This window comes from Pseudoxanthomonas spadix (assembly GCF_003703395.1).
GTDB classification, from domain to species: Bacteria; Pseudomonadota; Gammaproteobacteria; order Xanthomonadales; family Xanthomonadaceae; genus Pseudoxanthomonas_A; species Pseudoxanthomonas_A spadix.
In genome coordinates this window covers 556,365-567,592 of record NZ_RDQN01000001.1, presented here as the reverse complement: position 1 = coordinate 567,592, position 11,228 = coordinate 556,365, and the positions used below count along the sequence as shown (strand labels likewise).

Annotated in this window: 9 protein-coding genes; 8 read left to right on the top strand and 1 reads right to left on the bottom strand. The window is 68.7% G+C overall.

The genetic code is table 11. The features are described 5' to 3' along the window. Nucleotides 1–333: 333 nt before the first annotated feature. Nucleotides 334–2,013, bottom strand: coding sequence for a DNA repair protein RecN (gene recN / locus D9R12_RS02645; RefSeq protein ID WP_122227732.1), 1,680 nt, complete (start codon nt 2,011–2,013; stop codon nt 334–336). An 89-nt stretch (nt 2,014–2,102) separates the two neighbouring features. Here recN and hrcA point away from each other — a divergent pair, with 89 nt between their 5' ends. From hrcA to D9R12_RS02605, 8 genes are all read left to right on the top strand, one after another. Next, on the top strand, nt 2,103–3,173 hold the full coding sequence (gene hrcA / locus D9R12_RS02640) for a heat-inducible transcriptional repressor HrcA (RefSeq protein WP_122227590.1): 1,071 nt from the start codon (nt 2,103–2,105) through the stop codon (nt 3,171–3,173). A gap of 45 nt (nt 3,174–3,218) precedes the next feature. Next, nucleotides 3,219–3,740: a nucleotide exchange factor GrpE gene (gene grpE / locus D9R12_RS02635; protein WP_014160564.1), complete on the top strand. Its 522-nt coding sequence runs from the start codon at nt 3,219–3,221 to the stop codon at nt 3,738–3,740. A 153-nt stretch (nt 3,741–3,893) separates the two neighbouring features. Continuing rightward, nucleotides 3,894–5,816: a molecular chaperone DnaK gene (gene dnaK / locus D9R12_RS02630; protein WP_014160566.1), complete on the top strand. Its 1,923-nt coding sequence runs from the start codon at nt 3,894–3,896 to the stop codon at nt 5,814–5,816. Nucleotides 5,817–5,978: 162 nt separating this feature from the next. Continuing rightward, on the top strand, nt 5,979–7,118 hold the full coding sequence (dnaJ, locus tag D9R12_RS02625; RefSeq protein WP_122227587.1) for a molecular chaperone DnaJ: 1,140 nt from the start codon (nt 5,979–5,981) through the stop codon (nt 7,116–7,118). 101 nt (nt 7,119–7,219) lie between these two features. Beyond that, complete coding sequence (locus D9R12_RS02620; protein ID WP_014160568.1) at nt 7,220–8,404, top strand: prephenate dehydrogenase; 1,185 nt, start codon at nt 7,220–7,222, stop codon at nt 8,402–8,404. Nucleotides 8,405–8,690: 286 nt separating this feature from the next. Continuing rightward, nucleotides 8,691–9,404 (top strand): 4-hydroxy-tetrahydrodipicolinate reductase, encoded by a 714-nt coding sequence (gene dapB / locus D9R12_RS02615; RefSeq protein WP_122227583.1) that lies wholly within the window; start codon nt 8,691–8,693, stop codon nt 9,402–9,404. Between the two features lie 183 nt (nt 9,405–9,587). Then, nucleotides 9,588–10,805, top strand: coding sequence for a glutamine-hydrolyzing carbamoyl-phosphate synthase small subunit (gene carA / locus D9R12_RS02610; RefSeq protein WP_122227580.1), 1,218 nt, complete (start codon nt 9,588–9,590; stop codon nt 10,803–10,805). Beyond that, nucleotides 10,802–11,227: a four helix bundle protein gene (locus D9R12_RS02605; RefSeq protein ID WP_014160571.1), complete on the top strand. Its 426-nt coding sequence runs from the start codon at nt 10,802–10,804 to the stop codon at nt 11,225–11,227. Before carA ends, D9R12_RS02605 begins: the two co-directional genes overlap by 4 nt. The last annotated feature ends 1 nt before the right edge of the window (nt 11,228 follow it).

Sequence of the window (11,228 nt, the reverse complement as noted above, 5' to 3'; positions counted from 1 at the left end):
AGACGCGATACGAAGCCCTGCGCCAACGGGGCAAGTGCGCCAAGGTCGCCATCACCGCCTGCATGCGGGTACTGCTCACCCGCCTCAACGCCATGGCCAGAGACCAAACTGAATGGAGAATGACAGGCGCCTGAGAAGACAGTTGCTCCTACGGACAATCGAGGTTCCTGCGGCCTGGGGGCGTGATGTGGCTTTCCCGGTAAGGCCTCTCGCGGCCCTGCGGTCCGCTCCTACGGGCTGATCGACGTTCCTGCGGCCGGGGCGTAGGAGCGCACCGCAGGGGCGCGATGGGGCTTTGCCGGTAAGGCCTCATCGCGGCCCTGCGGTCCGCTCCTACGGTGATCCTGCTTCCACCGATGCGAGCAGCTTGCCGGCCGCGGCGCGGGCCTCGGCGCTGACTTGCACCCCGCCCAGCATGCGCGCCAGCTCCTCCTTGCGCGCGCCGGCATCGAGCGCCTCGACTGAAGACTGGGTCATGCCCTCGACCGGCGCCTTGCTGACGCGGTAGTGCGCGTGGCCCTGGGCGGCAACCTGGGGCAGGTGGGTCACGCACAGCACCTGGCGCTCGCGGCCCAGGTCGCGCAACTTCCTGCCGACGATGTCGGCCACCGCGCCACCGATGCCCGAATCGACCTCGTCGAAGATCATGGTCGGTACCGCGTCCGCGCCCAGCGCAGCCACTTCGATGGCCAGCGAGATGCGCGAGAGCTCGCCGCCGGAGGCCACCTTGCGCAGCGGCCGCGGCGGCTGGCCGGCGTTGGCGGCCACCAGCAGTTCGATCCGTTCGGCGCCCTGCGGATCGGGGCGGTCGACCACATGCGGTTCGAACTGGACCTCGAGCCGGCCACCGCCCATGCCCAGCTCGGCGATGAGGGCGCTGGTCTTGCTGGCCAGGGTGGCCGCGGCCCGGGTCCTGACCCTGGTCAGCGCCTGGGCGGCGCTGCGCCACGCGTGGCCTGCGGCCTCGATCTCGGTGTTCAGGCCGGCCAGGCGCTCGCCGGCGCCGCGCAGGCCGTCCAGCTCCTGCTCGATCCGGGCGGCGACCTCGTCCAGCTGTTCGGGCGTGACCCGGTGCTTGCGGGCCAGGTCGTGCAGGCGGGTCAGGCGACGCTCGGCGTGCTCGAACTGGTCCGGGTCCACGTCCAGCGTGTCGCGGACCTGGCTGAGCACGGCCAGCGCTTCGTCCAGCTGGATCTGGGCATTTTCCAGCAAGGCCTCGACCTCGCCCAGGCGCGGCTCGTGGGCGACCACGCGGGCCAGTTCGCTGCGGGTCTGCAGCAGCAGGCGGCCCGCCGATGGCCCGTCCTCGCCCGACAGCCGCGCCAGGCCATCGTCGCAGGCCTGGATCAGGGTCGTGGCATGGGCCTGGCGGCGATGGGTGGCGACCAGGGCCTGGATCGCGGCCGGGGCCAGCTCCTCGCGGCGCAGTTCGTCCAGCTGGTGCTGCAGATAGTTGAGCCGGTCCGAGACATCGCCCTGGGCGGTCAGCCGGTCGCGCTCGGCCAGCAGCAGGCTCCAGGCCGCAGCGGCCTTGCGCACCTGTGCCAGCTGCGCCTGTGCGCCGGCGAAGGCGTCCAGCAGCGCCAGCTGGCTGGCCTTGGACAGCAGTGCCTGGTGCTCGTGCTGGCCATGGATCTCGACCAGCAGTCCGGCCAGTTCGGCCAGCTGCGACAGGGTCACGCTGCGCCCGTTGATCCAGCTGCGCGAGCCGCCGTCGGCGCGCAGCACCCGGCGCAGCTGGCAGGCGCCGGCCTCGTCCAGCGCGTGTTCGGTCAACCAGGCCAGGGCAGGGGCCTTGGGCGCCAGCTCGAACTCGGCCGATAGCTCGGCGCGCTGGGCGCCATGGCGGACCATGCCGGCATCGGCGCGCAGGCCGGACAGCAAGCCCAGCGCATCGACCAGCAGCGATTTGCCGGCGCCGGTCTCGCCGGAGATCACGGTCATGCCGGGGCCGAATTCCATGTCCGTGGCGCGGACCACGGCGAAGTCCTTGATGGTGAGGTGTCTGAGCATGGCGGGCGCATTGTAGGGCTTGGCGGCGCGCGGGCTGAAGACGCACCGTGCCGGTTGCAAAGGTGGCCGCCGGTCGCTATCTATCGACCATGAATCGTCGAAGTCCGGATCTGGATGCACGCGCGCGGCAGCTGCTGCGCACGCTGATCGCCCGCTATATCCAGGATGGCGAACCGGTCGGATCGCGCACCCTGGCCCGGCACTCGGGCCTGGACGTCAGCGCCGCGACCATCCGCAACATCCTGGCCGATCTGGAAGATGCCGGCCTGCTCAGTTCGCCGCACACCTCGGCCGGGCGCATTCCGACCGCGCAGGGGTACCGGGTGTTCGTGGACAGCCTGGTCCAGATGCAGCCGCTGGCCGAACGCGATCTGGCCCGCCTGCGCGCCGAGCTGCCGGCCGGCACCGGCACCCAGGCACTGCTGGGCAATGCCTCGGAACTGCTGTCGGCGATGACGCACTTTGTCGGGGTGGTCGGGGCGCCCAGGCGCGAGCAGTTCGCCTTCCGCCACATCGATTTCGTGCCGCTGGACGGGCGCCGGTTGCTGGCGATCCTGGTGTTTGCCGACAACGAGGTGCAAAACCGGGTGATCGAGCCGCGCCGCACCTACGACCCGTCCGAGCTGGAGCGGGTGGCCAACTACCTCAATGCCCATTTTGCCGGTCGGCCGATCGCCGAGATCCGCGCCACCCTGCTGCGCGAACTGCGCGCGGCCCGCTCGGAGATGGAAGGGCTGCTGGCCCACACCGTCGAGCTGGCCGAGCATGCGCTGACCCCCTCGGACGACGACATGGTCCTGGCCGGCCAGACCCGGCTGATGGCCGTGCAGGACCTGTCCGACCTGGACCGGCTGCGCGAGCTGTTCGAGACCTTCGCCCGCAAGCGCGAGATCCTGCAGCTGCTTGAACGCACGATCAGCGCGCCGGGCGTGCGCATCTTCATCGGCGAGGAAACCGGGCTGGCGCCGCTGGACGGGGTCTCGCTGGTGGCCGCGCCATACCGCGCCAGTGGCCAGGTGCTGGGCGTGCTGGGCGTGATTGGACCGACCCGCATGGCCTATCAGACCGTGATCCCGGTGGTCCAGGCCGCCGCCGACGCGCTTGGTGCGGCGATGCTGCGTCCCGGCGATGACTTGAATCCCTCTGCGCCGGCCCCATAGGTGGGGCTTGCGGCGGACACCGACCCGCCAGACGGACATTGACCGATGACTGCAAGTGAACACCCGGCCAGCCACGATGCGGCCGCCGACGCGCCACAGGATGCCCAGGCCGCGCTCCAGGCCGAGATCGAAACCCTGCGCAACGAACTGGACCAGCTGCGCGCCCAGGTCCTGCTGGAACGCGCCGACCTGGAGAACCAGCGCAAGCGCATGGCCCGTGACGTGGACAACGCGCGCAAGTTCGCCAACGAGAAGTTGCTGGGCCAGCTGATGCCGGTGTTCGACAGCCTGGATGCGGGCCTGGCCGCTGCCGGGGCCGAACCCAGCCCGCTGCGCGAAGGCCTGGAACTGACCCTCAAGCAGCTGCTCAAGGTCGCCAGCGACAACGGCCTGACCGTGCTGGATCCCACCGGCCAGCCGTTCAACCCGGACCACCATCAGGCCATCAGCCAGGCGCCGGCCCAGGGCGCGGCCCCGGGCAGCGTGCTGCAGGTGTTCCAGAAGGGCTATCTGCTCAACGATCGCCTGCTGCGACCTGCGCTGGTGGTGGTGGCCCAGCACGACTGAGTCGGCGCGCGCCGCCGACCGGCGCACGACGGCCCGGAATTTTGTGTTCCAGCGGCGCTTGAAGCCGGTCATCACATCCCTATATCAGGTTCATCATCCGGCCCGAACGCCGGTTCCAACCCGACCCACATTCGCACTCACGGAGTCACCATCATGGGCAAGATCATCGGCATCGACCTCGGCACGACCAACTCGTGCGTGGCGGTCATGGAAGGCGGCAAGGCCCGCGTCATCGAAAATTCCGAAGGCGACCGCACCACGCCTTCCATCGTCGCCTATACCAAGGACGGCGAAGTGCTGGTGGGCGCCTCGGCCAAGCGCCAGGCGGTCACCAACCCCAAGAACACCTTCTATGCGGTCAAGCGCCTGATCGGGCGCAAGTTCACCGACGCCGAAGTCAAGAAGGACCTGGACCTGGTGCCCTACAGCATCGTGGCCCATGACAACGGCGACGCCTGGGTGGCCACCGCCGACGGCAAGAAGATGGCTCCGCAGGAAATTTCCGCGCGGGTGCTGGAGAAGATGAAGAAGACCGCCGAGGCCTACCTGGGCGAGACCGTCACCGAGGCGGTGATTACCGTGCCGGCCTACTTCAACGACAGCCAGCGCCAGGCGACCAAGGACGCCGGCAGGATTGCAGGCCTGGACGTCAAGCGCATCATCAACGAGCCCACCGCCGCGGCCCTGGCCTATGGCCTGGACAAGGGCAATGCGCAGGACCGCAAGATCGCCGTGTACGACCTGGGCGGCGGCACCTTCGACGTGTCGATCATCGAGATCGCCAACGTCGACGGCGAGAAGCAGTTCGAGGTGCTGGCCACCAACGGCGACACCTTCCTGGGTGGCGAAGACTTCGACGCCCGGGTCATCGACTACCTGGTCGACGAGTTCAACAAGGACCAGGGCATCGACCTGCGCAAGGATCCGTTGGCCCTGCAGCGCCTGAAGGATGCCGCCGAGCGCGCCAAGATCGAGCTGTCCTCCTCGCAACAGACCGAAGTCAATCTGCCGTACGTCACCGCTGACGCCTCCGGCCCCAAGCACCTGAACATCAAGCTGACCCGGGCCAAGCTGGAAGCGCTGGTCGATGACCTGATCAAGAAGTCGATCGAGCCCTGCCGCACCGCGCTCAACGACGCCGGCCTGCGCGCCAGCGACATCGGCGAGGTGATCCTGGTCGGCGGCCAGACCCGCATGCCCAAGGTACAGGCAGCGGTGACCGAGTTCTTCGGCAAGGAGCCGCGCAAGGACGTCAACCCCGACGAGGCCGTGGCGCTGGGCGCCGCGATCCAGGGCGGCGTGCTGGGCGGTGACGTCAAGGACGTGCTGCTGCTGGATGTGACCCCGCTGTCGCTGGGCATCGAGACCCTGGGCGGGGTGTTCACCAAGATCATCGAGAAGAACACCACCATCCCGACCAAGGCCTCGCAGACCTTCTCCACCGCCGAGGACAACCAGTCGGCCGTGACCGTGCACGTGCTGCAGGGCGAGCGCGAGCAGGCCCGCTTCAACAAGTCCCTGGCCCGTTTCGACCTGTCCGGCATCGAGCCGGCGCCGCGCGGCCTGCCGCAGGTCGAGGTGTCCTTCGACATCGACGCCAACGGCATCCTGCACGTGTCGGCCAAGGACAAGAAGACCAACAAGGAGCAGAAGGTCGAGATCAAGGCCGGTTCGGGCCTGTCGGACGAAGAGATCCAGCGCATGGTCGCCGACGCCGAAGCACACCGCGACGAGGACAGGAAGTTCCACGAACTGGTGGCCGTGCGCAACCAGGCCGACGCCCTGATCCACTCCACCCGCACCGCCATCACCGAGCATGGCTCGAAGGTGGGCGGCGAGGTGATCGGCAGGGTCGAGGCGGCGCTGGCCGACCTGGAAACGGCGATGAAGGGCGACGACAAGGCCCAGATCGAAGCCCGCTCCAAGGCCCTGGAAGAAGCCGGCCAGTCGCTCTACGCTGCCGCTTCGGCCGGCGCGCAGGGGGCAGGTCCGGAAGCCGGCGCCCAGCAGGCCCACCGCGCTGCCGACGACGTGGTGGACGCCGAGTTCACCGAGGTCAAGGACGACAAGAAGTAATGACGGCCCGGAACCGGAACCGGGTGACGCGGAAACCCGGCAGGGGAGACCTGCCGGGTGCGATTGTCGCCACGCACTGGGCATCGGCCTTGCCAGGAATCATCCCATGACCACGCTTTCCACCATCCCGGGCCCCGGGCCCCGGGCCCCGGGTTCTGCCGTATGAGCAAACGCGACTATTACGAGGTGCTGGGCGTGGCCCGCACGGTCAGTGAAGAGGAGCTGAGGAAAGCCTATCGCCGCTGCGCGATGAAGTTCCATCCTGACCGCAATCCCGGTGATACCACCGCCGAGGCTGCGTTCAAGGAATGCAAGGAGGCTTACGAGGTCCTGTCCGACGGCGGCAAGCGCCGCCTCTACGACCAGCACGGGCACGCCGCGTTCGAGCATGGCATGGGCGGCGGTGGCGCGGGGCCGGGCTTCGGTGGCGCCGACATGGGCGACATCTTTGGCGACATCTTCGGCAACATCTTCGGGGGCGGCGCCAGTGGCGGCCGCGCCGCCCGCCGCGGCGCCGACATCGGTTACGTGATGGAGCTGGACCTGGAAGAAGCCGTGGCCGGCGTCGAAAAGCGCATCGAGATCCCGACGATGGCCGCGTGCGAGCCCTGCCAGGGCAGCGGTTCGGAAGACGGCAAGACCGAGACCTGCGCCGCCTGCGGCGGCCGCGGCCAGGTCCGCATGCAGCGCGGCATCTTCACCATGCAGCAGGCCTGTCCGCATTGCGGCGGCCGCGGCCAGGTGATCCGCAACCCGTGCACGACCTGCCATGGCGCCGGTCGCGTCGAGGAAGAGCGGGTGCTGTCGGTGAAGATCCCGGCTGGCGTGGACAACGGCGATCGCATCCGCCTCTCAGGCGAGGGCGAGGCTGGTCCGGCCGGGACCCCCGCCGGCGACCTGTACGTGGAGGTGCGCGTGCGCGAGCACCCCATCTTCCAGCGCGACGGCGACGATTTGCATTGCGACGTGCCGATCCGCATCTCCCAGGCCGCGCTGGGTGACACCGTGCGCGTGCCCACCCTGGGCGGCGAGGCCGAGATCCGCGTCCCGGCCGAAACCCAGACCGGCAAGCTGTTCCGGCTGCGCGGCAAGGGCGTCAGGTCGGTCCGCAGCCGCTCCACCGGCGACCTGTTCTGCAAGGTCGTGGTCGAGACGCCGGTCAACCTGACCGCCGAGCAGCGCGAGATCCTGCAGAAGTTCGAGGCGACCTTCGTCGGCGACGACCAGGCGCGCAAGCACTCGCCCAAGTCGGCCACGTTCCTGGACGGGGTCAAGGGCTTCTGGGACCGGATGACCTCGTAGGGCGGGTCTTGACCCGCCGTTACCGGTTCATCCGGCATGGCAATGGCGGGTCAAGACCCGCCCTACGTTTCCTCGCGCCCAGGTGCGCGCCTGCGCATAGAATGACGCCCGGTTTCCCCGGGCGTTTTTTCTTGCACACATCGTCTGTTCCGGTCATCGGCATCGTCGGCAGCGCAGGCGGCTACGGGCGCTGGCTGACCAGGTTCCTGCAGCACCAGATGGGCCTGGCGGTGATCGGCCATGACCCGGCCGATCCGCGATCGCATTCGCCCGATGCGCTGATCGACCAGGCGCAGGTCCTGGTGTTCAGCACGCCGATCCGGCTCACCGCCGCGCTGATCGGCCAGTATGCGCAGCTGGCGGCCGGGCGTGAACGCGGCCAGCTGTGGCTGGACCTGACCTCGATCAAGACCGAGCCGGTGGCGGCGATGCTGCAGTCGCAGGCCGAAGTGGTCGGCCTGCACCCGATGTGTGCGCCGCCCAAGTCGCCCACGCTCAAGGGCCGGCCAATGGTGGTGTGCGAAGCGCGCCTGGACGCCTGGCGCCCGTGGCTGCAGACCCTGCTCGATGCGCTGGAAGCCCAGTGCGTGCGCACCACGCCCGAGCACCACGACCAGGTCATGGCCCTGGTCCAGGCGATGGTCCACGCCGGGCACCTGGCCCAGGCGTCGGCGCTGCGCCGCCATGCCGATCGGGTCGGTTCGCTGGCCGAGCTGTTCCCGTATCGCTCGGCCTCGTTCGAAATGGACGGGGCGATGATCGCGCGCATCCTTTCGCTCAACCCGGCCATCTACGAGGACATCCAGTTCGGCAATCCCCATGTGCCGGCGGTGCTGGACACGCTGGTGCAGGAGCTGTCGGCGCTGCGCGACCTGGTGAGCGCCGGCGACGAGGCCGCGCGCGCCACCTTCCGCCAAAGCGTGCTGGCCGCCAACAAGGCCGCGATCGGCGCCGAGGCGCTGGCCGATGGCAATTACCGGTTCGAACGCATCGGCTACCTGCTGGCCGACCTGGCCGAACCGCGCAGCCTGTCGGTGCACCTGCCGCTGGACCAGCCCGGCTCGCTGCGCGCGCTGCTGCATGTGTTCGAGCGCCACGGGGTGAGCATTTCCTCGCTGCATTCGCTGCGCAATCCGGCCGGCGAAGTGCATTTCCGGTTGGGTTTCGACAGCGGCACCGACCTGCAGGCGCTGGCCCGTGCCGCGGCGCAAGTCGATGCCAGCGGCATCGGCCGGGTGCTCGATGGCGACCTGCCGACCACACCCAGCACCGTGGCCAACCTGTAGCGCCGCCCGACCGCCGAACGCACAGGTCCTGAAAATTCCACATGCGCCTGGCGCTGCACTCAAAGCGCAGGCGCGTTTTCCACACCGGGTGTGGATCAAGTTCCGTACAAGCCTGTGGACAAGTTCGGCGGGCCGCGTCGGGCGGCCGTTGGATCGGCCTGGCCAGATTTTCGCCAGGCGCGGCGCTGGTGACACGGTATCCTTGGCCCCGATGAACACCCGGATCACCCTGTCCCGGCGCACCCTGGCCCTGCCATCGGCTGGCGCTGCCTGAAGAGACCGATCGATGGATGATGTCCTGCGCATATTGATCCACGGCGCGTCCGGCCGCATGGGCCAGGCGCTGCTGCGGCTGGCTGCCGAAAACCCCGCGTTGGGCGTGGTGGCCGCGGTCACGCACCGGCGTCCGGTCGCGCGCGTGGTCCAGGGCGTGGCGCATTTCGCCGCCAGCGAATTGCACGGCGTGCCCGCGTTCGACGTGGCCATCGATTTCAGCCTGCCCGAAGGGTTCGATCCAATCCTGGCGCTGTGCCTGGAGCGCAAGGTGGCGCTGGTGTCCGGCACCACCGGCCTGTCCGAAGCCCAGCGCGGCGCGCTGCAGGCCGCGGCGAACTCGATCCCGGTAGTGTGGGCCTCCAACTTCAGCCTGGGCGTGGCGGTGCTGGCCGAACTGGTCGAACGCGCCGCGGCAGCCCTGCAGGGCTGGGACTGCGACATCGTCGAGGCGCACCACGTGCACAAGCAGGACGCCCCTTCGGGCACTGCGCTGACCCTGGGGCAGGGCGCGCAAGCGGCCGGCGCGGCGCCGCGCTACGCCAGCCTGCGCGCCGGCGATATCGTCGGCGAGCACCTGGTCCAGTTCACCGGCCCTGGCGAGCGGCTGGAGTTGATCCACCGCGCCAGCAACCGCGACATCTTCGCGCGCGGCGCCTTGCACGCCGCGCAGCGGCTGGCGGGCAAAAGCCCCGGCCTGTATCGGGTCCGCGACCTGCTTGACTAGAATCGCCTCGGCGTGAGGCACCGGTCACTGAAAATACGGCTGGCGCCGCAAGGGGCCGGTCCGTACAATGCGCACTCGCCTGTTGACCACATCGCCTCGGACCGGAGAAACGCCGTGTTCGCGGTTTCTTGCAGCCGCAAGTTGAGGTGGACGCAGGGTTTCCTCCATCCCAAGGCGAGTGCAGTGACCCAATCCGCAATCCTGATCCTCGAAGACGGTACCGTGTTCGAGGGTCAATCCGTCGGCGCCCACGGCCTGTCCATCGGCGAAGTGGTGTTCAACACCGCCATGACCGGCTACCAGGAGATCGTCACCGACCCGTCCTACGCGCGGCAGCTGGTGACCCTGACCTATCCCCATATCGGCAACACCGGCTGCACCGACCAGGACGACGAAGCCGGCAAGGTCTGGTCGGCCGGCCTGATCGTGCGCGACGTGCCGCGCCGTCCCAGCAGCTGGCGCAGTCAGGTGCCGCTGCAGGACTGGCTCAAGGCGCGCGGCGTGATCGCCATCTCCGGCATCGACACTCGCAAGCTCACCCGCATCCTGCGCGAGCGCGGCGCCCAGAACGGCGCGCTCATGGCCGGCCAGATCGACCTCGAGCAGGCGCTGGAAGCTGCGCGCAAGTTCCCGGGCCTGAAGGGCATGGACCTGGCCAAGGTCGTATCGACCGGGCAGGCCTACACCTGGACCGAGGGCCAGCTGGACCTGGATACGAACAAGTTCGTCGGTCTGGGCGCGCAGCGCATTGAAAAGTCCGCAGATGGATGTGCGGGTTCTCGTGCGGGACGCACATACAAGGTCGTGGCCTACGACTACGGGGTGAAGCGCAACATCCTGCGGATGCTGGCCGAGCGCGGCTGCGAGGTGACCGTGGTCCCGGCGCAGACCCCGGCCGCCGAGGTGCTGGCGCTGAAGCCCGACGGCGTGTTCCTGTCCAACGGCCCGGGCGATCCGCAGCCGTGCGATTACGCGATCGCCGCAATCAAGGAATTGGTCGAGAAGAAGATCCCGATCTTCGGCATCTGCCTGGGCCACCAGCTGCTGGCCCTGGCCGCCGGGGCCAGGACGGTCAAGATGGGCCATGGCCACCACGGCGCCAACCATCCGGTGATCGACCTGGACACCGGCCGGGTGATGATCACCTCGCAGAACCACGGCTTTGCGGTGGACCAGGCCAGCGTGCCGGCCAACGTGCGCGTGACCCACCGCTCGCTGTTCGACGGCACCAACCAGGGCATCGAATTGACCGACGCGCCGGCGTTCTCCTTCCAGGGCCACCCGGAAGCCTCGCCCGGCCCGAAGGATGTCTCGCCGCTGTTTGATCGGTTCGTCTCGATGCTGGGAGCAAAGTCTCGGGACCCGGGACCCGGGACCCGGGACCGGGGAGAAGCGACATGACGGCATCCCACTTCCGCGAACTGGAGGTTTGGAATTTGGCGATGGATCTGGCCCAGGAGTCGTATCGGGTGGCCTCGGCCTTTCCTCGCGATGAGCGTTATGGGCTGACTTCCCAGTTGCAACGTGCGGCGGTTTCGGTGCCATCGAACATCGCTGAAGGCAATGCACGAGGCTCGACACGTGATTACGCGCGTTTCGTCTCCATGGCGACAGGTTCATGCGCCGAGTTGCAGACGCAGTTGCTGCTGGCCGAGCGCCTCGGCCTGGGCGTTCGGTCGGAAGTGGCCGCAACGCTGCTGCTCTGTGAGCGTGTCAGTCAGATGCTTTCCAGGCTGCAGCAGTCGTTGCAGCGGCGGCTTGAATCCGGGACCCGGGTCCCGGGTCCCGGGTCCCGAATCTCCGAAACCGCCGAGGACTACTGAA

Coding starts and splice junctions, on each gene's coding strand:
- recN (WP_122227732.1), bottom strand. CDS start 2,013: ATGCTCAGACACCTCACCATCAAGGACTTCGCCGTGGTCCGCGCCACG.
- D9R12_RS02605 (WP_014160571.1), top strand. CDS start 10,802: ATGACGGCATCCCACTTCCGCGAACTGGAGGTTTGGAATTTGGCGATG.
- dnaK (WP_014160566.1), top strand. CDS start 3,894: ATGGGCAAGATCATCGGCATCGACCTCGGCACGACCAACTCGTGCGTG.
- dapB (WP_122227583.1), top strand. CDS start 8,691: ATGGATGATGTCCTGCGCATATTGATCCACGGCGCGTCCGGCCGCATG.
- grpE (WP_014160564.1), top strand. CDS start 3,219: ATGACTGCAAGTGAACACCCGGCCAGCCACGATGCGGCCGCCGACGCG.
- D9R12_RS02620 (WP_014160568.1), top strand. CDS start 7,220: ATGACGCCCGGTTTCCCCGGGCGTTTTTTCTTGCACACATCGTCTGTT.
- dnaJ (WP_122227587.1), top strand. CDS start 5,979: ATGAGCAAACGCGACTATTACGAGGTGCTGGGCGTGGCCCGCACGGTC.
- hrcA (WP_122227590.1), top strand. CDS start 2,103: ATGAATCGTCGAAGTCCGGATCTGGATGCACGCGCGCGGCAGCTGCTG.